Source organism: Thioalkalivibrio paradoxus ARh 1 (assembly GCF_000227685.2).
In the GTDB taxonomy this organism is placed as follows: Bacteria; Pseudomonadota; Gammaproteobacteria; order Ectothiorhodospirales; family Ectothiorhodospiraceae; genus Thioalkalivibrio; species Thioalkalivibrio paradoxus.
Map to the genome: position 1 here is coordinate 3,542,548 of NZ_CP007029.1, position 20,133 is coordinate 3,562,680.

Below are 20,133 nucleotides of genomic sequence, written 5' to 3' on the forward strand. Positions count from 1 at the left end.
AACAAACGTAACCTGCAAACATACCGGCGTTGCCCGCGGGGTGCCAGCGACGTCCCCCGGTGACCAGGAGGCGAAACCAGGGGCCGGGGCCATCAGGGACGCAGGCTCAGCTGTGAGCCTACCCGCACCGGTTCCATCGCCCCCTCGCGGTCGACGATCTCGAATTCCAGCGGCAGCCGCGACGGGCTGCCGCCAGGCTCCGGATGATAACGTACCCGCGCCAGCACAGTCGTGCGCTGGCTGGGTTCGAGCACGATCTCTTCGACCCGCCCCAGATCCAGTACCGCGCCCTCGAGACCGGCCACCCGGATCTCCAGATCCAGCGGACGCTGCGTCTTGTTGTTCAGCGCGATCTCGTAGCTGTTCTGGGTGCTGCCGTCGGCCATCTGCACGAACAGCGGCTGGCGCACCTGGCTGACGTTTGCATCGAGCTCGGGCCGGTGCAGCACGCTGAGCACCAGCAACGTGCCGACGATCACGATCGCGGTGCCGTAGCCTACCGTCTTCAGCTTCAGGAACCGGGTCTTGTTCCCCTCGAGCGCGTTCTCGGAGGTATAGCGGATCAGCCCGCGCGGCCAGCCCTGCCGGTCCATGATCGCGTCGCAGGCGTCGATGCACAGCGCGCAGTGGATGCACTCGATCTGCAGTCCCTTGCGGATGTCGATGCCCGTGGGACAGACCTGCACGCAGTACCCGCAATCGATACAGTCGCCGACGCCGGCCTGCTGACGCTGTTCCCGGGACCGAAGATCGCGCGCGGGCTTCGCACGTCCGGCCGTGCCTTCCCCGCGCGCATCATCGTAGGACACGATCAGCGTGTCCCGGTCGAACATCACCGACTGAAAGCGCGCATACGGGCACATGTAGGTACAGACCTGCTCGCGTGCGAGCCCCGCGAAGGTATACGTCGTCAGGGTCAGCAGCCCTGCGGTCACATAGGCTGCATGGGCCGCTTGACCGGCAAAGAAGTCGCGCACCAGCGTCGGCGCGTCGCCCCAATAGAGCACGAAGCCGAGACCCGTCGCGAACGCGACCAGCAGCCAGGACGCGTGGGTGGCGCCGAGTTTCAGGATCTTTTCGGCGTTCCACGGCTGGTTGGACAGGCGGATTCGCGCCGGGCGCTCGCCCTGGATCCGCCGCTCGAGAAACATGTAGACGTCGGTCCACAGGGTCTGGAAACAGAAATAGCCGCAGAACACGCGTCCGGCGAGACCGGTGACGAAGAACAGCAGCAGCGCCGCGATCATCAGCAGCCCGGCGAGCCAGAAAATGTCCTGCGGGTAGACGATCAGGTCGAACAGGTAGAACCGGCGGTTGGGAATATCGAAGAGCACCGCCTGGGAAGGCCCCGCTTCGCGTTCCCAGCGCAGCCAGGGCAGCAGGAAAAAGACCGCGTAGGCGACCACGAGAATTCCGGACTTGAGGTTCCGGAACCGGCCGCTGACCGAACGGGGATGGATCGGTACGCGCGCCTGATAGAGGGGCTGAGACATGTAGCACTCGACGGGACGGCGGCACGTCGCCACGGGGCCGCAACAAACAAGGTTCCGGAGCCAGCACGAACCGGACGGGCGGATCGGCCTCTCACCCGCACGCCCGATATCATTCTAGCCCTGTCGGCGCCGGCGCCGGCGAGTTCACGCAACGGCATTGCGGAAGTCGCAAGCCCGGCCGCGCACAGCGGCGGCGGCCGACCCGGAAAGAGCGCGCAACCGCCGCCCACGCGCTCGGGTTGCGCGCGGCGCGGACTCCTGCCGCCCGCTTACTGCCCTCCGCCCAGCGAATGCACGTAGGCGGTCAGCACCCGGATCTCGGTCGGCGACAGGCGGTCGGCGAAGGCCGGCATCTCGCGCTGGATCCCGTCGCGCACGAACTCCGCCACCAAGGCGACGCGCTCGTTGTCGTCGGCCGCCCCGGGCACGTCGACCAGCGCCCAGAGATTGTTGCCGAGGTTCGGAGCGCCCTGCGAGGCCAGCCCCTGCGCGTCCATCCCGTGGCACTGGAAACAGCCGCCGAGAGGGCCGGTAAAGATCTCGCCGCCTTCGGCCACGGCATCCGCATCCATCTCGTACCCGTTCAGCGACAGCACGTACGACGCGACCTGCTCCAGCTGTTCACGATTCAGTGTTTCGCGGTAGCCAGGCATGTAGCCGAGCCGACCCTGTGCCAGCGTTTCCTCGATCTGGTCCACGGTCCCGCCCCACTTCCACTGGTCGTTGCGCAGGTTCGGGTACTGCCCGATCACCCCGGCTCCGCCGGTCTGGTGGCAGGCTGCGCACCAGGTGCCGAACGAACCCTTGGCATAGGCATTCACGAAGCTCATCGCCTCGACATCGGCCAGGATGGCGGCGTACTCCATCTCACCCACCCGCTCCAGCATCTCGCGCTGGCGCACTGCGTGCCTGCCTTCCTGCATGTCGCGCGCCAGCAGCGCCCGGGTATTCCAGTGCATCGTGCGTTCTTCGCCGTCATCCATGAAGGTCACGGTGTTCAGGCCCTTGGTGAACGAGTCACCGACCGGCCAGGCCGGGTACAGGATCCAGTACACCACGGCGAACACCACGGTCGCATAGAAGCCCCACAGCCACCATCGTGGGAGCGGATTGTTGTACTCCTGCAGGTTCGCGTCCCAGACGTGCCCGGTGGTCTCGACCTCGCCCGGCTTCTTGCTCGGTTTCTCGTTCGTGCTCATGACCTTTCGCCCTTGTTGCGGTCGCCGGGTGAGACGTTCGGATCCAGATGGGAGTCCTCGTCATCCAGCGGAATGTAGCGGTAAGACTCGAAGCGGGTGGAACGCCTGCGGCTCGAAAACAGGTAGATCACGATCGCGACGAACGTGCTCATGAACAGGATCAGCGCCACGATCTTGCTGTTGCCCAGATCGGTAATCCAGCTCCAGAACTCAGCCATGCGAGCCTCCGCCCTGCCTTCGGGACAATCTATCGGAACTCGGCAAAGTAGCCGTCCGAGTACGCGTTGAAGTCGACCATCGTACCCAGCACCTGCAGGTAGGCAACCATGGCATCCATCTCCGAGATGAACGACGGATCGCCGTCATAGTTCCCGGCCTGCGCCTGCGCGATCAGATTATCCTCGGCGCGGTTGATGTCGAGCATGACCGCGGCTTCCTCGCCGAAGCGTTCGACGTTGGCCTCGAACTCGTCCTGATTGATCGAATACGGTACGCCGACCCGCTTCAGCGCAATCATTCGCTGCTCGATGTCCGTGTAGTCCAGCGGCGTCGTCGCCAACCAGGGATACCCGGGCATGATCGACTCCGGCACCAGCGACTGCGGGTCGATCAGGTGCTGTACCTGCCACTCGTTCGAGTACTTGCCTCCGACACGGGCGAGGTCGGGCCCGGTGCGCTTCGACCCCCACTGGAACGGATGGTCGTACTGCGACTCCGCGGCCAGCGAGTAATGCCCGTAGCGCAGCATCTCGTCGCGGAACGGGCGCACCATCTGCGAGTGGCAGGTATAGCAGCCCTCGCGCACGTAGATGTCGCGGCCCCGCTGCTCCAGCGGCGTATAGGGGCGCACGCCCTCGACTTCCTCGATCGTGTCGTTGATGTAGAACAGCGGCACGATTTCGACCAGGCCGCCGATACTGATCACCGCGAGCGTCAGGATGATCAGCAGGCCCGCATTGGTCTCGACGCTTTCATGCTTCATGGTCTGGCAACTCCGGATCAGGACGCGCTGGCGGCGGCGGCACGGGAGGCCTCCGTCGCGCGGGCCTCGCGCTTGGCGGAAAGAATGGTCACGGTGATGTTGAAGGCCATGATCACCATGCCGAGCAGGAACAACCCACCCCCGATCGCCCGGACCACATACGGCTTATGCAGGAACACCACGGACTCGGTGAAGGTGTAGGCAAGGTTTCCGTATTCGTCGAACGCGCGCAGCATCAGCCCCTGGCCGATCCCGGCGACCCACATCGACACGATGTACAGCACGATGCCGATCGTTGCGAGGAAGAAGTGGATGTACACCAGCCGCAGACTGAACAGCTGCGTGTTCCACAACCGCGGAATCAGGTGGTACAGCGAGCCGAAGGTGATCATCGCGACCCAGCCCAGCGCGCCGGAGTGCACGTGGCCGACGGTCCAGTCGGTGTAGTGCGACAGCGCATTCACGCTCTTCAGCGACATCATCGGGCCTTCGAAGGTCGACATGCCGTAGAACGACAGCGCGGTGATCAGGAACAGCATGATCGGATCGGTGCGCAGTTTGTCCCAGGCGCCGGAGAGCGTCATGATCCCGTTGATCATGCCGCCCCAGGACGGCAGCAGCAGCAGGATCGAGAAGGTCGCGGCCAGCGTCGACACCCAGTCCGGCAACGCGGTCCAGTGCAGGTGGTGCGCGCCCACCCACATGTACAGGAACACCAGCGCCCAGAAGTGGATGATCGACAGCTTGTACGAGTAGATCGGGCGCCCGGCCTGCTTCGGAACGAAGTAGTACATCATCCCGAGGAACGCGGCTGTGAGGAAGAAGCCGACCGCGTTGTGGCCGTACCACCACTGGGTCATTGCATCCTGCACACCGGAGAACAGCGAGTAGGAATGCGGGCTGGTCAGGCTGACCGGCACCTGCAGGTTGTTGAAGATGTGCAGCAGCGCGGTGGCGAGGATGAACGCCATGAAGAACCAGTTCGCGACGTAGATGTGCGGCTGGCTGCGGCGCAGCAGGGTCATCAGGAAGACCCAGAAGTAAGTGACCCAGACGACCGCGATCAGGATGTCGATCTGCCAGTTGAACTCGGCGTACTCGCGGCCCTGGGTGATCCCGGCCATGTAGGTGATCACGCCGAGGATCAACGCGAGGTTCCAGCCGTAGAAGGTGAACAGCGCCAGTTTGTCGCCGTACAGCCGCGTGTGGCAGGTGCGCTGCACGATGTAGTAGGAGGTCGCAAACAGCGCGTTACCGCCGAAGCCGAAGATCACCAGCGTGGTATGGACCGGGCGGAAGCGGCCGAAGGTGATCTGGGCGATGTCGAAGTTCAGGAACGGCCAGGCGAGCTGCGAGGCGATCCAGACGCCGGCAGCCATCCCCAGCACCCCCCAGACGACCGCCGCGATCGCGAACTTCTTGACGATTTCGTAGTTGTACTGTTCCGCTGGAACAGCCGTCGAAGCCGGCACGGACCCGGCGGTTGCTGCAGTTTCAGACATATTGATTTCCACCTTGCCTGCGGGGAATACGGTATGCCCGGCACGCCGGGACGTGAACTGTACCCCAAGAATCCACCAGAAAAAAGCAATGCCTGTACAGGCTCAGCCGGCTCGCCGGCGCCCCGGATGAGGCGACGAAACGCGGAGCCCGTCTATTCCCCCGTACGCTCATCCGGGCCGGACCGGGATGAATCGGCCCGGAAATCGCGAGGGCGGCGGCGCCGCCGGAACCCATGCGTGACCATAGACCACTTCCCAGGATGCCGGCAGCCGCCCCTGCTCACCGTACTGCGACAGATACGCATCCGCCACCGCACGCAACCGGCGCGGCCCCAGCAGTCCGCGGTGGCGCCCCGACAGCGCATTGCGCACGCCGACGCCGCGCAGGTCGCGCAGCAATGCGGGCAGGTCGGGGTAGGTCACGGTCAGGCGCTCCTGATCCATCACCGGATCGGCAAAGCCCGCGCGCACCAGCGCATCGCCGATATCGTGCATGTCGATGAACGCGTTCACGTGCACGGCCGAACCCGCATCGACCCGAGCGAACGCCTCGCGCAATTCCCGCAGCGTATCCGGCCCGAAAGTCGCGAAGAGCCAGAGGCCGCCTGGCGCCACCACCCGCCGCACCTCGGCGAACACGCGGTCGAGATCGGTCACCCACTGCAGCGCCGCAGCCGAAATCGCAAGGTCAAAGCTGGCGTCGGCCAGCGGCAGCCGCTCCATGTCGGCGCAGATCGCCCAGGGCCGGCGGAACCAGCGCCCCTGGGCACGGGCACGCAGCGCCATGCCCTGCGCGAAATCCAGCCCCGCCACCCGGGCCTTGCGGTAGCGCTGCGCCAGCGCCTTCAGCGCGCCGCCCGGACCGCAGCCGAGGTCGATCACCCGCGCGGGCTCGATCCGGATCCAGTCCAGACGCTCGAGCAGCCGTTGCTGCACTTCCTGCTGCAGCCGGGCATGGCGCTCGTAGTCGTGCGCCGCACGGTCGAACGCCGCGCGCACCAGGGCCTTGTCGATCTCGAAACCGTCCTTCAAGCCACCACCTCGCGCAGGAAACGCGCCAGATCGTCTGGCCGCTCCAGCCAGGCGGCATGCCCGCCCGGCACCAGCCGGATCCGGGCATCCGGGCGCAGCTCGGACAGACCGGTCGCGGTTTCCGGCGGGACCAGACGATCATGCTGGCCCAGCCAGGCGGCCACGGGAGCATCCAGGCCGGCCCAAACGGCGCGCAAGTCGGCCCGCGTCAGCGCGTCGAGCCCCGCCTGCAGCCCCTGAAGAACCGCTGGCCGGGCTGTCATCTGCTCGGCCAGCTGGCGGCGCAGGCGTGCGGGGGCCCGCCCACCTTGCGCGCACAATGCAGCGAAGCGCCGCTCCAGCAGCGTTCGGTTGCGCCCCAGTTCGACGCCGAACGCGGCCAGCTCCGCCCCCGGCATGCCACAGGGCCAGCCGGGCGCACGGGCGAAGCGCGGCGTGCCGGCGACCAGCACCAGACGTTGCGCGCCCTGCCACCGCTCGGCCGCGGCCAGCGCGACGATCGCGCCCAGCGACCACCCCACCCAGACCGGTTCCCGCACCTGCGCCGGTAGCCGGCGCAGCAGGCTCTGCGCGGCCAGCCGAGGGTCCGCCAGTTCGGCGCCCCCGGGGACATCGCCGTGCCCGGGCAGTTCGAGCACCAGCGGATCGAGATCGTCGATCCGCGTCCGGAGCGCGTCCCAGATAGCACCGCTGAAACCCCAGCCATGGATCAGCACCACCGTGGGCGCCTGCCGCGGTGCCGCCTTCATCGACCCACACGCCCTGCCGGTTGCGGCTGGCGGGGAAAGGCACCATGCCGCGACCGAAGGCGCTGCCTCTTGGTCGCGGTTGCCCACCGGCCGGCCGCGGCATCCGGCGGTCGGTGCACCCTCGCGGATGAACCGGGACGCCGGGCTTGCGTATGATGGCAGCCGTCGACAGCGGCACGGGCCGGAAGGATGGGCATGGGAGTATTGATCATCGGCATTTTGCTGGCATACCTGCTCGGCTCGATTTCTTCCGCGATCGTGATCAGCCGCCTGATGGGGCTGCCGGATCCACGCGGCACCGGCTCGGGAAATCCCGGCGCGACCAACGTGTTGCGCGCCGGCAGCAAGACCGCCGCGGCGCTGACCCTGGCCGGCGACGTCGCGAAGGGCTGGCTGCCAGTGTTCATCGCGGTACAGAGCGGGTACTTCCCGGCGTGGATGGTCGGGCTCATCGGACTGGCGGCATTCCTCGGTCACCTCTATCCAGCATTCTTCGGCTTCCGCGGCGGCAAGGGCGTGGCCACCGCACTGGGCGTGATCCTCGCGATCCACCCGCTGACCGGCCTGCTGGTGCTGGCCACCTGGCTGCTGATCGCATTCATTCTGCGCTACTCGTCGCTCGCCGCGCTGGTGGCCGCACTGGCAGCGCCGGTATATCTGGCCCTACTGCACCCGGAGCCCTGGCTGATCGCGGCCGCGGGCGTGATGGCGCTGTTCCTGTTCCTGCGCCACGCCTCGAACATCCAGCGCCTGCTGCAGGGCACCGAACCGCGCATCGGCACCAAACGGCCGGCCACCGACCGCCACCACTGAGCCCTATCCGCCAGCGCCCCCTTTGCGGGCAAGGGACGCGGGTCAGGCCGAGGGCTGCGCGGGCGCCGGCTCGCCCAGGGTCAACTCGGCCAGGGGCCAGCGGGCGCGGGCACGGATCGCCAGCCCGGTGTCTGCACCACCGGCCTGCAGGCGGCGCAGCCCGGCGAGCGCGATCATCGCACCGTTATCGGTGCAGAACGCCGGCCGCGGGAAAAACACCGGCACTGCCTGCGCCGCCGCCATGACCTCGAGAGCGGCGCGCAGCCGGCGGTTCGCGGCCACGCCCCCGGCCACCACGAGCGCGGGTGCCCGACTGGCCTCCAGCGCCCTGCGCGTCTTCTCGACCAGCGTATCCGTCACCGCCTCCTCGAAGGCCCGTGCGATCGTCGCCGGGGGGTGCCCGCCCTTCTGCACCGCCGTCAGAACCGCCGTCTTCAGGCCCGAGAAGCTCATGTCCAGACCCGGCCGATCGAGCATCGGTCGCGGCAACCGAAGGCGGCCCGCCTCGCCGCTTTCGGCCAGCCGCGACAGCGCAGGGCCACCGGGGTAGCCGAGATCCAGCAACTTGGCCGTCTTGTCGAATGCCTCGCCAGCCGCGTCGTCGATGCTTTCGCCCAGCAACTCGTAATCACCGAGCCCCCGCGCCAGGATCAGCTGGGTATGGCCGCCGGAAACCAGCAGCACGAGGAACGGGAACGACAACCGGGCGTCGTCCAGCAGCGGCGCCAGCAGGTGCCCTTCCAGGTGGTGCACCGCGATCGCGGGCACGCCCCAGCCATAGGCCAGCGCACGCGCGACCGAGGCACCGGTCAGCAGGGCCCCGAGCAGACCCGGGCCCGCAGTGTAGGCGACCGCGGACAGTTCCGGGCCCCGCATGCCCGCCGCGTCCAGCACCTCGCGCAGCAGCGGCAGGATGCGCCGGATATGATCGCGCGACGCCAGTTCGGGAACCACTCCGCCGTACAGCGCGTGCAGATCCACCTGGCTATACAGCCGGTGCGCGAGCAGGCCCGCTTCGGCGTCGACGATCGCAACGCCGGTTTCGTCACAGGAGGTTTCGATTCCAAGTACACGCATGGTCAAAGTTCGTTGGCGGCCCGCGATTGGACAAGGTGCTGCAGGCGAAGTGTCGTCGGCCCGGGCCGCACTGGCTACAGGCGTTCGCGCCGGTCGGGAAAGCTGCCAGCGGAGGGGAGGTCGCAGCGACGACCGAGCACCATCACCTGAAAACGTTCGCCCATCTCGCCGGGGAGCGTCAGCATCCGTACCTGCTGCGCGAGCTGCATGATGTGCCGCGGATCGTCGTTCCCGGCCACCGACTGCTCGAACAGGGCGGGCAAACCGGCACCGAGCAGAAACTCGCCTTGTGCCGCGTAGGCCAGCACGTCCAGGTCCGCCGAATGCGCGGCTTCGGCGACGGCGGTGAAATCCACGCTCGCGGTCAGATCCATCAGCCCCGGCCAGGCGAACGGTTCGAGTACCAATTGCTGCCGATAGTAGCCGACCAGCGTGCCAGCATCGCGCTCGGCCGCGTAGAACTCGCGCCGGGGGTAGCCGTAGTCGCCGATCCAGACCAGTCCGTCCGCCAGCAGGTCGGCCACAGTACGCAGCCACGGCTGCACGGCCGGGCGCAGCTCGGACACATAGCCCTCCGGCCAGGGACCAACCTGCCGCTCCAGCTCCCGCACCGCCCGGTCCAGCCATTGCGGTGCCGGGCGTTCCGCGAAGCTGAGCCCGGTGGCGGCATCCTGCGCCACCACCCCACGCTGCAGCACCCGGCCTTCGCGCCAGGCGAAGACTTCCACCGGCATCGCATCCAGCACCTCGTTGGCCAGCACCACGCCATTCAGCGGCTCGGCCGGGAGCCGGTCCAGCCATTCGACCCGGACCATGCGCTCGGAACCAAGGCGCGCAGCGAGCAGCGACTGCTGCTGCGCACGCAGATCCGGGCTGACCTCCAGGATTCGATAGCGCTCGAGTCGCACGCCGAGGTCGTCGAGCCGCTGGATCACGTCGGCCGCCAAGCGGCCGCTGCCGGCGCCGAACTCCAGGATCTCGCAACGGGTTCCGTCCAGCACCGGCCCCAGCCACTGCGCCAGGGTAGCGCCGAACAGCGGCGACAACTCGGGAGCGGTCACGAAGTCGCCGTCGGCGCCGAGCTTGCGCAGTCCGTTCACGTAGTAGCCAAGCCCGGGTTCGTACAGCGCCATCTCCATGTAGCGGGAGAAGGGCAGAAAACCGCCGCCGGCGTCGATCGCCGCGCGAATCCGGTCGCGCAGGCGCTCCGACAGCGCCAGCGCCTCGCCGATCGGCTCGGGCTCCGGTCGCGTGCCGGCGGGTGTGCTAGATTCTGGGCGAGCGACCATGATGCAAGAATGAAGAGACCCTGATGGCGGAAAGTTCTGGCACGGCCGAAAGCGGCCGCGACCACGAAGTCGTGCTGATCACCGGAGCGGCTCGCCGGATCGGGGCGGAGATCGCCCGCACCCTGCACCGCGCCGGCATCCGAGTACTGCTGCATTATCGCGGTTCGCGCGAGGAGGCCGCCACCCTGGCCGCGGAAATGAACGAGGCCAGGCCCGACAGTGCGCGGCTATTGCAGGCCGACCTGCTCGACGAACGCGCCACCGCGGCCTTGGCGGAACGGGCGGTGGCGGAATACGGCCACCTCAACTACCTCGTGAACAACGCCTCGACGTTCTACCCGACCCCGGTGGGCCAGATCACGCGCGAGCACTGGGACGACCTGATGGGATCGAACCTGAAGGCCCCGCTGTTCCTCACCCAGGCCTGCGCGCCGGCCCTGCGGGAAGCACGCGGCGCGGTGGTGAACATCGTCGACATCCATGCGCTGCGGCCGCTGAAGGACTACCCGCTGTATTCCGCGGCCAAGGCCGGGTTGTGGGCACTGACCCAGGCCTATGCCCGTGAACTCGGTCCCGAGGTGCGAGTGAACGGCGTCGCCCCGGGCGCGATCCTGTTGCCGGAAGACGTGGCGTCTTTGCACACCCACGACACGATGGTTCTGCATACCGCGCTGAAACGTGAAGGCGATCCCAGCGACATCGCCCGAACCGTGCTGTTTCTGCTGCGCGAGGCGCCCTACATCACCGGGCAGGTGATTCCGGTCGACGGCGGGCGTTCCTCATCGCAGTAGGGTGCCGGCCCCGGGCTGCGTTATGCTGGCAAGCTCCGGACTACGGGAGAACAACCGATGATCGACCCGAAGAAGCTGGACGAGATGGCGCGGCGCATTGGCGCTGGCCTGCCGGAATCGGTCCGCGCATTCCAGAAAGACGTGGAACGGCAGGTCCGCTCGACGCTGCACCAGGGTTTCGAGCGCATGGACCTGGTAACGCGCGAGGACTTCGACGTGCAGGCCGCACTCCTCGAACGGACCCGGGCGCGCCTGCGCGAACTGGAAGACAGGATCGCCGCACTCGAAGGCCAGGCGCCGGTCGACGACCGCGGCGGCTCGGACATTACCTGAGCCTAACCCTCATGGCGCGGGCAGCCACCCCCGGTGATGAAAGAGGCGTAGGGCGGAAAAGGCCGAAGGCCGTCATCCGCCATCCGGCGCCCGGGTTGCCGCAGGCCGCGCGGGGCGATCCGAACGCCGAGCGGCGGATGACGCTGCGCTCTTCCGCCCTACGGGTCGCCCGGGACACGAGACAGGCCGTGACTTTCACGCTAACCCTCGACTCGCTTGCGGAACGGCTGGGCGAGCCCCGGAAACGGGCCGACGTGCGCCAACGCGGTTCCCTCGCCTGCAACGCACTGAGCCCATGGACGGCGCGCGGGATCCGCAACCCGCCTGAAACCCAACAGAACAAGGAGGGGCAGGGATGCCCATCGCAATGGTCAACGCCCGTGCCGTCGACGGAATCCAGGCCCCGCTGGTGCGCATCGAGACACACCTCGCGAACGGGCTGCCCGGGTTCCAGATCGTCGGCCTGCCCGAGGCTGCGGTGCGCGAAAGCCGCGACCGTGTTCGTGCCGCGATCCAGACCAGCGGCTTCGAATTCCCGCGCCGGCGCATCACGGTGAACCTCGCGCCCGCCGACCTGCCGAAGGACGGCGGGCGCTTCGACCTCGGCATCGCACTGGGGATTCTCGCGGCCAGCGCCCAGGTTCCCCAGTCCGCGCTGGATCCGCGGGAGTTTCTCGGTGAACTCGGGCTCGACGGTCGGCTACGCGCGGTCGGGGGCACGCTGCCGGCAAGCCTGGCAGCCCGCGACAGCGAGCGCCAGCTGGTACTGGGGCGCGACGACGGCCCGGAGGCCGCACTGGCCAGCGGTGCCGACGTGGTCATCGCCGATCACCTGCTCGAGGTCTGCGCTGCGCTGAACGGCAAGGCCCAGTTGCCTGCCGCGGAGCCGCCCGGCCTGCAGCCGGTATCCGCCCCCGATCTGGCCGATGTGCGCGGGCAGCACCAGGCACGGCGGGCACTCGAAATCGCTGCCGCCGGCGGGCATCACCTGCTGATGATCGGCCCTCCTGGAAGCGGAAAGTCGATGCTCGCCTCACGCATTCCGGGAATCCTGCCGCCGATGACCGAGGCAGAGGCGCTGGAAACCGCCGCGATTCACAGCCTGCGCGGCTCCGACCATCTGCACCACAACTGGCGCTGCCGCCCGTTCCGCTCGCCACATCACACCGCATCCGGGGTGGCGCTGGTGGGCGGCGGCCCGAACCCGCGGCCGGGCGAGATCTCGCTGGCGCACAACGGCGTGCTGTTCCTCGACGAACTCACCGAATTCGACCGCAGGGTGCTCGACGTGCTGCGCGAACCGCTGGAGACAGGCGTGATCCATATCTCCCGGGCCGCACGCCACGCCCAATACCCGGCACGGTTCCAGCTGGTGGCCGCGATGAACCCCTGCCCCCAGGGCTTCGACTGCGACCTGGCCGAACGTTGCCAGTGTTCCCCCGAACAGCGCGCACGACACCGCCGCCGGCTGTCGGCCCCGCTCATCGACCGCATCGATCTGGCGGTCGAGGTGCCGCGCCTGCCGACCACGGCATTGCAGCCGGTTCCCGGAGAGGACGAAGCGTCGGCCAGCGTCGCCGAGCGCGTCCGTGCCGCGCATGAGCGCCAGCGCCGACGCCAGGAGGGCCGGCTCAACAGTCAGTTAAGCGGAAGGGAACTGGAGGTGCATGCCCCATTGGAGCCGGGCGAACGCGTGCTGCTCGAGCGGGCGGTCGACAAGTTCCGGTTGTCCGCGCGCGCCTACCATCGGATCCTCCGAGTCGCACGCAGCATCGCCGACCTGGCCGACAGCGAGACGATCCGCGCAGACCACTTGGCCGAAGCCCTGGGCTTCCGTGCCCTGGACCGGTGGCGGATCGATTGACGCGGGCTTGGTAACCGGTCAGAACGAAGCGACGTACGCCGCGAGGTCCGCGATCGCCTCGTCGGACAATGCCGATGCGTGCGGCGCCATCAGCGGCGTGTTCGGACCCACCGTCTCACCCGCGCGATACTGCGACAAACGCTCGGCGATGTACTCCGCACTCTGCCCGGCGATCTTCGGGAAGATGCCCATCCCCTGCCCTTCGGGACCATGACAGCTCACGCAGGTCGCATACCGCTGCTGGCCACGTTCAGCGTCGCCCGCCGCGACAGGCTCGGCCTCGGGCGCGGGCTCATCTTCGACAGCGGCTTCGTCTTCGACGGCGGGATCGTCAGCCGGCTCGCCGAGGGTCGCAACGTAGACGGCCAAATCGGCAATCGCCTCGTCGGACAGGGCCGATGCGTGCGGCGCCATCAGCGGCGTGTTCGGACCCACCGTCTCGCCCGCGCGATACTGCGACAAACGCTCGGCGATATACTCCGCGCTCTGCCCGGCGATCTTCGGGAAAATGCCCGAGCCCTCGCCCTCGGCTCCGTGGCAGCTCACGCAGGTCGCATACCGCTCCTGGCCGCGCTCCACGTCGCCCGCCGCGGCAGGCTCGGCCTCGGGCGCGGGCTCATCTTCGACAGCGGCTTCGTCTTCGACCGCGGGATCGTCAGCCGGCTCGCCGAGGGTCGCAACGTAGGCGGCCAGATCGGCAATTGCGTCGTCGGACAGGGCCGATGCGTGCGGCGCCATCAGCGGCGTGTTCGGACCCACCGTCTCACCCGCGCGATACTGCGACAAGCGCTCGGCGATGTACTCCGCACTCTGCCCGGCGATTTTCGGGAAGATGCCCGAGCCCTCACCCTCGGCTCCGTGGCAGCTCACGCAGGTCGCATACCGCTCCTGGCCACGCTCGGCGTCGCCATCGGCGGGAACGGCTTCAGGGGCATCCGCCTCCTCGTCTGCAGCCGCGACCTCGACCGGGGCATCCACATCCACTACCCCGGCCTCCGACAGCATGTAGTTCACCGAAGCCGTCACCTCATCATCGCTGAGGTTCGGATCACCGCCTCGCGCGGGCATGGCCTGGAAACCGTCGATCGCATGGGCAACCAGCGTTTCCAGCCCCTTGTCATCCAGGCGAGCGCGCCACTCGTCGGTATCGCTCGTCTTGGGGGCACCGGCCGCGCCGGTGTCATGACACGCCGCACACACGGACTGATACACCTCGCTGGCCGGGCGTGGCTCCGAAGGCGCTGCGTCCTCGTCGACCGCGGCCACCTCGACCCGCCCCACCGGCGCAATGCGCTGGTCCACGGTCTCAGTGACTGCCGGGGCCGGATCCCTTTCCCCAAGGCTGACCTGCCCCAGGAAACTCACCAGGTGATACGCCAAAAAGGCGACCGCACCCGCCAACGCGAGCACGGACACGACCATCAGGAACTTGTTCCCCGCATCTATCTTGAACTGTTGATCAGCCACTTCACTCCTCCGGGATCCTGGCCGGCTGCGGCCCCGTGTTCTTGCCCGTACCACTGGGGCCGCCCGAGACGGTCGCCGAGTATAGGCCATCCCCCGAGCGCTAGCCATATTCGGCGCCGGCACACGCTCAGGGAGCGCTCGGAACACCCCGATGCCGCTCGAAAGCTCTGGACGCCCCACGCGGCGGCTCGTATGATGGTGGGCTACGATGCGCCCGTAGCTCAGCTGGATAGAGCGCTGCCCTCCGGAGGCAGAGGCCAGGGGTTCGAATCCCTTCGGGCGCGCCATTTTCCATGACTTGCGTCACCCTTGAGCACATCCAGACTCACAACGTGACTCTTTCGTGACTCACCCTCCAGCTAACCGACCGCGAACCGGAGGTGCTCCGGCGCCAGGTTAACGTGAAAAAACCCGCAGCGCGCGTCCGGGGTGACCTGTAGGGCGGAAAAGCGCAGCGTCATCCGCCGCTCGGCGTTCGCGCCTCCCCGGCGCCGGATGGCGGATGACGGCCTTCGGCCTTTTCCGCCCTACGCCTACGCCTACGCCTACGCCTACGCCTACGCCTACGCCTACGCCTACGCCTACGCCTACGCCTACGCCTCTTTCATCATCGGGGGTGGCCGCTGGCCATGACAGTTAGCGTAGCGTTCGGTCATCGCCCCCCAAGGGTTGATGACGGTCACGCCAGACGCTTCATAGGGCGAGGTGTCTCGTGATGCCACAATGAATCCTTTCGATGCGGCAATGGCCGCGATGTAGCCGTCCGGCGTCGGAAAGCCGCGCCCGCCGTTTCTGGCTGTCACGGTCAGGTCGGCATAGTGGCGCGCTGCATCGGTGTCGAACGGCAAGACCCGATTCTTGAACAGCTCCAGCAGCTCGGTCAGGGCGCGATCGAGCAGGTTCTTGCGCTTTCCCGCTGGCAACGCCCGGATGCCGAACAGCAACTCGGCCAGGGGGACGCTGGACAGGTACAAGGTCCCGGCCGCCTGGTCGTTCAGCCAAGCCCTCACGGTCGCGTCCGGCTCCGGCCTCATCGCCTCGAAAACGACGTTGGTATCCAGGACAATCATTCAGTCGAAGCTCAACGGTTTGGCCGGCGTCTTGTCGCGCACACTCTCGAAGACGGCGAAATCATCGTCGGTCAGACCGATCTTGCGGCCGATGGCGGCCAGGGCCTCGCTCACGCGCACGCGCTTCTCCGGATTGACCGCGGTTGCCAGAATCTCGCGCACCTCGGCTTCCGTGCTGCGGCCGTGTTGAGCCGCCCGCACGCGCAAAGCGCGGTGCACGTCATCAGGCACGTTCCTTACAGTCAGGATCGCCATAATTCAAAACCTCTGATCTGCTGTCTATGACAGCAAACATGGTCTCGTGCAGTCACCCGTGCGAGCCTCGGTTTGCTGTCTGCCAACTGACTCGAAGCAAAGACTACCCGCAGACGGAAATCAGCGCTTCGCCGCGCCCTTGTGCTTAATGCTGATCCGTCACGACAGCTCTGCACCCCACAACACGCTCTTCACCCTCCTCAACACTGTCCTGTGTGGGCGAGAAGAGATTGCTGATAGCAGGGTTCGAAACGGGCAGTCGGAGGAAATGATCCACGGTCTGCGTTCGGACCCACCACGGACTCTGCCATGGCTCGTCTTGGGGCACCTCGCTCGGCCGGCATGTCGTTGTGCCGGGAAAAGTCCGGAACACGTGCCGGGAGATCGGTCAATCCTGGTCGTGTCGTGATCTCTCGGCGGCCCGCCATGCGGTCATGCCGCGGCGCACGATATGGATGTCGCGAAAGCCGTGGGCATGCAAGAGCTTTGCGGCGGTCCGCGACCGGCGGTCGGTGTGGCAGACCAGTGCCAGGGGGCGGTCCTTGGGCAGCTCGTGCAGACGGTTGGCAAGCTGATCGAGGGGAAGGTTGAGGGCGCCGTCGACGTGGCCGAGTTCGCCGGTGAATTCCTCAACGCTGCGCACGTCCACTACCACGGGGGGCGAGTGACCTGCCAGCTCTCGTGCGAGTTCCTGCACCGTCAGCCACTCGGCGGGAACGCGCAGGCGCTTCACCAAGCGCGGAAGAAATGCCACCGCGGCGAGCAGCGCGAGCGCGATCAGCCCGGTCTGGATCGCCGCTTCGCCTCCCGCGATCGCCTGTCGCCCGGCATGGCCGACATAGGTGTAGGCAAACGCCCCGGGCGCCATGAATACGAAGGTGGCCAGGGCATACGCAAGCAGGCGGATGCGCGTGAGTCCCAGCGCGTAGTTCAGCAGGTTGTACGGAAACAGCGGCACCAGCCGCACGAACGCCACGAAGCGCCAGCCTTCGGCCTCGACGCCGTTCACCAATTCTTTCAGCCGGCCGCCCAGGCGTCGCGAGACCCAGTCGGCGCCGAGGTAACGGGCGACCAGGAACGCAGCCGTTGCGCCCAGCGTCGCGCCGATCAGGTTGATCAGCGTACCCCAGACCGGTCCGAACAGCGCGCCGCCGGCGAGCGTCATGATCATTCCGGGCAGGAACAGCACCGAGGCCAGCGCGTACACGGCGACGAACACCAGCGGCGCGGTGATGCCGAATCCGGCGATCCAGGCTTCCAGTGCGACCGGATCGATCCGATCCCGGAAGGTAACCGCAACACCGATCGCGACCAGCAGTCCGGCGAGCAGACCGATCCGGAGCCAGGGCCAGGACTTCATCGGGTCGTTCCCGACTTCCGGGACGGCTCACCCGCCGGGGGCCAAGTGGCCGCCTCGCCCTCGGGCCGCCGGTTGATCGGGTAGCTGTCGGCCGGGCCGACGAACGGCTGCACCAGCATTTTGTCCAGGCGCTCCCATTGGGGATCCCGGAACAGGTTGATCCCGATGGTCATGCCTTCGTGCCCGTCCTGCGGCTGCGCGCGGTAGGTACCGAGCAGCCGGTCCCAGAGCGACAGGTTGAAGCCGAAGTTGGAGTTGGTCTCGTGCGGATACCAGGAATGATGCACCCGGTGGAAATCCGGGGTCACGATGAACCAGCGCAGCACGCGGTCGATGCCAACAGGAATGCGCACGTTCGAGTGATTGAACAGCGCGAGCGAGCTCAGGATCACCTCGAAGATCAGCACCGCGACCGCCGGCGCCCCGATCATCACGATCACGCCGGCCTTGATCCCGAATGACAGCAGGATCTCGATCGGGTGAAAGCGCAGACCGGTGGTCAGGTCGAAGTCCAGGTCGGCGTGGTGCATGCGGTGCAGCCGCCACAGTGCGGGGACGGCGTGGAACATCACGTGCTGTGCCCAGATCGCGAAGTCGAGGATCACCAGCGCGATCAGCACCGTGAGCCAGAACGGCAGGTCGAGCACCTGCAACAGTCCCCAGCCCTGGCTTTCGACGAAGAACGCCAGCCCGACCGCGCCGGCCGGGAAGATCAGGCGCGTCAGCACCGTGTTGGTGATCACGATGCCCCAGTTGTTGGCCCAGCGGTAGGCCTTGCCGATGGTCAGCGCCCGGCGGGGTGCAAGCACTTCCCACAGTGCCATGATTCCGACCACACCGAACAGGAAGCCCAGGCGCACGACCGGCTCCTGCTCCAGAAACCATTCCATCACTGCGCTCCTCGCACCGCCGCAAAATGCACGTATTCAAACGATTATTTGAAGCTAACGGCAACCACGGAGGTGCGTCAAGTCAGCGAACGCGCAGGCGGGTATTCCAGCTGCGCCCACCGGGAGCGCCGCCCGAACCCCTGAGCGCATCGCGTTGCATGCGTGCGTGCGTGCGCCCCGCAGGTTGCCGAACTCCCGCGCCATGGCGGTTTCGCATCTGGCTTTGCTGGCGTCGCCCCGGTGCGCGGCCACGGCCAGAAAGCCGCCCAGCGGAATCGCTGCGGGCAGAAGTTGCTCGATCATTCGGGCTACAGCAGGGCTTGCACTGGGCTCGAACACAGCCCAGCGGCACACCACCGGCCCGAGTTCCGGGATGCCGAAAACCAGCGGCGCACTTCGCCCCATCGGTCCCAGCGCGCGCCGCGGTAGGCGCCTCGCCCCGCCTTGCGGCGGCGCGGTCTGTCAGCGGGTGGCGCGGGCGACCGGCAGACGTGCGGCCTTCCACTCGGGATAGCCCGCGTCCAGTCTTCGGGCGCGAAATCCCTGGCGTCGCAGCTCCTCGACGGCCTCGTAGGACAGCACGCAGTAGGGGCCGCGGCAATACGCAACGATTTCGCGGTCCCGGGGCAGATTGGACAGGCACTGACCCAGTTCTTCCAGCGGGACGTTGATCGCACCCTTCACGTGGCCGGCGTGGAATTCGTCGCGCGGGCGTACGTCGATCACCGTCACTTCGCCGCGGCGGGCCAGTTTCATCACCTCGCGCGGATCCATCGGGGTCAGGGTGTCGCGGCTGGTAAAGGCTTCCCGTACGATTCGGTCGACCTCAGCCAGTTGTGCCTCGGCGATGCGCCGGATGCCCGCGATGACCTGGGTGATCTCGGTTTCGTCACTCAGGGAGTAGATGATCTGAACCCCGTCCCGGCGCGAGTGGACCAGGCCGCCGTCGCGCAGCACCTGCAGGTGGTGAGACGCGTTCGCGATCGGCACACCCACGGCGCGCGCCGATTCGTCCACGCTGTGCTCGCCCTGCGCGAGCGCCTCGAGGAGTTCCAGCCGCACGGGGCTTGCCAGAGCCTTCGCGACGCGCGCGAAATGGGTGAAGAGCTGGTTCTTGGGCGAGGACTCGCTTGCGTTCATGTTCAACTGGGCGCCCGTGCACCGGCGGAGCGGGATCCGAAATCCTAACGAATGCTCGTGCATCGCACCAATCCGCGCGCAGGGCCACGCCATCTGATTCGGCAAGCTGCTGGAAGGTCGTAGGCTCCGCGCTACGCGAGTTCGTAACCAAAGGGATGCCGCCGGGACTCGAGAAGCTGTTGAAGAGCGAAGACCTCGTCCAGTCGCTGCAGATCACCGACCGGGAATTTCGGACGCTGGCGAGCATCGACCTGCCGGAAAACACGGACCGGGTTGGGTACGTGCAGCTGCTGCTCACGGTGCGGGCGATTCGGATGCATTGAGCACGCTGTCGGCCGGGCCTTAGCAATTCGCAAGCGCGGAACATTGGCAGAAGGTGGGCGACGCCCTGGAAAACGCTACAGGTTTGCCTGATTGATTCCCGCGTTCGTTCCTGGCCCTTCACATGCATCGGCAGCAGTGAGGCCGCGCTCGGGAACCAGGGCAGGAGCGGGCAGCCCCTTGCGCTATGTATAGCATTGCTATACGATCATCGGGGTGATCAAGAGCTTTCGGCACAAGGGTCTTCAGCGATTCTTCGAGACTGGCTCCAAGGCCGGCATCCAGAATGGGCATGCTGCAAAGCTGTCGCGCCAACTAGCTGTCCTGAACCGGGCCAGCGGCCCGCCGGACATGAATCTGCCAGGCTGGTCTTTGCACCCGCTGAAGGGCAGCTTGTCGGAGCATTGGTCCGTTTTGGTCAGCGGTAACTGGCGGCTGACCTTCAAGTTCGAAAACGGTGATGCGATCCTGGTCGATTATCAGGATTATCACTGAGGAGAGTCACG

Annotated in this window: 21 protein-coding genes, 1 tRNA gene and 2 pseudogenes; 7 read left to right on the forward strand and 17 right to left on the reverse strand. The window is 67.0% G+C overall.

Annotated features, from left to right (window positions below; all coding sequences use genetic code 11):
* Positions 1-92 precede the first annotated feature (92 nt).
* From ccoG to THITH_RS16050, 7 genes are all read right to left on the reverse strand, one after another.
* A complete protein-coding gene (gene ccoG, locus THITH_RS16020; RefSeq protein WP_006746791.1) occupies positions 93-1,493 on the reverse strand; it encodes a cytochrome c oxidase accessory protein CcoG in 1,401 nt (466 codons plus the stop codon).
* A gap of 269 nt (positions 1,494-1,762) precedes the next feature.
* Entirely contained in the window at positions 1,763-2,692 is a 930-nt protein-coding gene (ccoP, locus tag THITH_RS16025; RefSeq protein ID WP_006746790.1) for a cytochrome-c oxidase, cbb3-type subunit III, read from the reverse strand.
* On the reverse strand, positions 2,689-2,910 hold the full coding sequence (locus tag THITH_RS16030) for a cbb3-type cytochrome oxidase subunit 3 (protein ID WP_006746789.1): 222 nt from the start codon (positions 2,908-2,910) through the stop codon (positions 2,689-2,691). The genes ccoP and THITH_RS16030 overlap by 4 nt, the downstream gene beginning before the upstream one ends.
* A 29-nt stretch (positions 2,911-2,939) precedes the next feature.
* Positions 2,940-3,674 (reverse strand): cytochrome-c oxidase, cbb3-type subunit II, encoded by a 735-nt coding sequence (gene ccoO / locus THITH_RS16035; protein WP_006746788.1) that lies wholly within the window; start codon positions 3,672-3,674, stop codon positions 2,940-2,942.
* A 17-nt stretch (positions 3,675-3,691) separates the two neighbouring features.
* Positions 3,692-5,176, reverse strand: coding sequence for a cytochrome-c oxidase, cbb3-type subunit I (gene ccoN / locus THITH_RS16040; RefSeq protein WP_006746787.1), 1,485 nt, complete (start codon positions 5,174-5,176; stop codon positions 3,692-3,694).
* A 168-nt stretch (positions 5,177-5,344) separates the two neighbouring features.
* A complete protein-coding gene (gene bioC, locus THITH_RS16045; RefSeq protein ID WP_006746786.1) occupies positions 5,345-6,208 on the reverse strand; it encodes a malonyl-ACP O-methyltransferase BioC in 864 nt (287 codons plus the stop codon).
* Complete coding sequence (locus THITH_RS16050; RefSeq protein ID WP_006746785.1) at positions 6,205-6,957, reverse strand: alpha/beta fold hydrolase; 753 nt, start codon at positions 6,955-6,957, stop codon at positions 6,205-6,207. The genes bioC and THITH_RS16050 overlap by 4 nt, the downstream gene beginning before the upstream one ends.
* 195 nt (positions 6,958-7,152) lie before the next feature.
* On the opposite strand from THITH_RS16050, the gene plsY reads away from it, so the two are divergent.
* The gene (gene plsY / locus THITH_RS16055; protein ID WP_006746784.1) at positions 7,153-7,770 is read left to right on the forward strand and encodes a glycerol-3-phosphate 1-O-acyltransferase PlsY; all 618 of its coding nucleotides are present in this window, start codon (positions 7,153-7,155) and stop codon (positions 7,768-7,770) included.
* 42 nt (positions 7,771-7,812) lie between these two features.
* On the opposite strand, the gene tsaD is transcribed toward plsY, so the two are convergent.
* Positions 7,813-8,847, reverse strand: coding sequence for a tRNA (adenosine(37)-N6)-threonylcarbamoyltransferase complex transferase subunit TsaD (tsaD, locus tag THITH_RS16060; protein WP_006746783.1), 1,035 nt, complete (start codon positions 8,845-8,847; stop codon positions 7,813-7,815).
* Between the two features lie 74 nt (positions 8,848-8,921).
* A complete protein-coding gene (locus tag THITH_RS16065) occupies positions 8,922-10,049 on the reverse strand; it encodes a class I SAM-dependent methyltransferase (RefSeq protein ID WP_025367653.1) in 1,128 nt (375 codons plus the stop codon).
* 110 nt (positions 10,050-10,159) lie between these two features.
* On the opposite strand from THITH_RS16065, the gene THITH_RS16070 reads away from it, so the two are divergent.
* Both THITH_RS16070 and ubiK read left to right on the forward strand, forming a co-directional pair.
* On the forward strand, positions 10,160-10,927 hold the full coding sequence (locus THITH_RS16070; RefSeq protein ID WP_006746781.1) for a pteridine reductase: 768 nt from the start codon (positions 10,160-10,162) through the stop codon (positions 10,925-10,927).
* Positions 10,928-10,984: 57 nt separating this feature from the next.
* Positions 10,985-11,260: a ubiquinone biosynthesis accessory factor UbiK gene (gene ubiK, locus THITH_RS16075; RefSeq protein ID WP_006746780.1), complete on the forward strand. Its 276-nt coding sequence runs from the start codon at positions 10,985-10,987 to the stop codon at positions 11,258-11,260.
* Positions 11,261-11,262: 2 nt separating this feature from the next.
* Here ubiK and THITH_RS19475 read toward each other — a convergent pair.
* A pseudogene (locus THITH_RS19475) lies at positions 11,263-11,459 on the reverse strand (hypothetical protein).
* A 156-nt stretch (positions 11,460-11,615) separates the two neighbouring features.
* On the opposite strand from THITH_RS19475, the gene THITH_RS16080 reads away from it, so the two are divergent.
* The gene (locus THITH_RS16080) at positions 11,616-13,124 is read left to right on the forward strand and encodes a YifB family Mg chelatase-like AAA ATPase (protein ID WP_006746779.1); all 1,509 of its coding nucleotides are present in this window, start codon (positions 11,616-11,618) and stop codon (positions 13,122-13,124) included.
* An 18-nt stretch (positions 13,125-13,142) separates the two neighbouring features.
* Here THITH_RS16080 and THITH_RS19780 read toward each other — a convergent pair whose 3' ends face one another.
* Entirely contained in the window at positions 13,143-13,703 is a 561-nt protein-coding gene (locus tag THITH_RS19780) for a c-type cytochrome (RefSeq protein WP_408645514.1), read from the reverse strand.
* 93 nt (positions 13,704-13,796) lie between these two features.
* A pseudogene (locus tag THITH_RS16090) lies at positions 13,797-14,546 on the reverse strand (c-type cytochrome); the annotation flags it as partial.
* 255 nt (positions 14,547-14,801) lie between these two features.
* On the opposite strand from THITH_RS16090, the gene THITH_RS16095 reads away from it, so the two are divergent.
* A tRNA-Arg gene (locus THITH_RS16095) sits at positions 14,802-14,878 on the forward strand.
* A 306-nt stretch (positions 14,879-15,184) separates the two neighbouring features.
* Here the strand turns inward: THITH_RS16095 and THITH_RS16100 are convergent.
* The 5 genes from THITH_RS16100 to THITH_RS16120 all read right to left on the reverse strand — a co-directional run bounded on the left by THITH_RS16100 (position 15,185) and on the right by THITH_RS16120 (position 19,306).
* Positions 15,185-15,661 (reverse strand): type II toxin-antitoxin system VapC family toxin, encoded by a 477-nt coding sequence (locus THITH_RS16100; RefSeq protein ID WP_006746776.1) that lies wholly within the window; start codon positions 15,659-15,661, stop codon positions 15,185-15,187.
* Positions 15,662-15,916 carry a FitA-like ribbon-helix-helix domain-containing protein gene (locus tag THITH_RS16105; protein ID WP_006746775.1) on the reverse strand — a complete coding sequence of 85 codons (255 nt, stop codon included), beginning with the start codon at positions 15,914-15,916 and terminating at the stop codon, positions 15,662-15,664. It abuts the gene before it with no gap.
* A gap of 388 nt (positions 15,917-16,304) precedes the next feature.
* The gene (locus tag THITH_RS16110; protein ID WP_006746774.1) at positions 16,305-17,276 is read right to left on the reverse strand and encodes a VTT domain-containing protein; all 972 of its coding nucleotides are present in this window, start codon (positions 17,274-17,276) and stop codon (positions 16,305-16,307) included.
* Positions 17,273-18,169: a sterol desaturase family protein gene (locus tag THITH_RS16115; protein ID WP_025367654.1), complete on the reverse strand. Its 897-nt coding sequence runs from the start codon at positions 18,167-18,169 to the stop codon at positions 17,273-17,275. Before THITH_RS16115 ends, THITH_RS16110 begins: the two co-directional genes overlap by 4 nt.
* Positions 18,170-18,628: 459 nt before the next feature.
* Positions 18,629-19,306: an ArsR/SmtB family transcription factor gene (locus tag THITH_RS16120; RefSeq protein WP_025367655.1), complete on the reverse strand. Its 678-nt coding sequence runs from the start codon at positions 19,304-19,306 to the stop codon at positions 18,629-18,631.
* Between the two features lie 179 nt (positions 19,307-19,485).
* Here THITH_RS16120 and THITH_RS18605 point away from each other — a divergent pair, with 179 nt between their 5' ends.
* Entirely contained in the window at positions 19,486-19,629 is a 144-nt protein-coding gene (locus THITH_RS18605; RefSeq protein ID WP_156925541.1) for a hypothetical protein, read from the forward strand.
* Positions 19,630-19,843: 214 nt separating this feature from the next.
* Positions 19,844-20,122: a type II toxin-antitoxin system RelE/ParE family toxin gene (locus tag THITH_RS16125; RefSeq protein WP_006746770.1), complete on the forward strand. Its 279-nt coding sequence runs from the start codon at positions 19,844-19,846 to the stop codon at positions 20,120-20,122.
* Positions 20,123-20,133 lie beyond the last annotated feature (11 nt).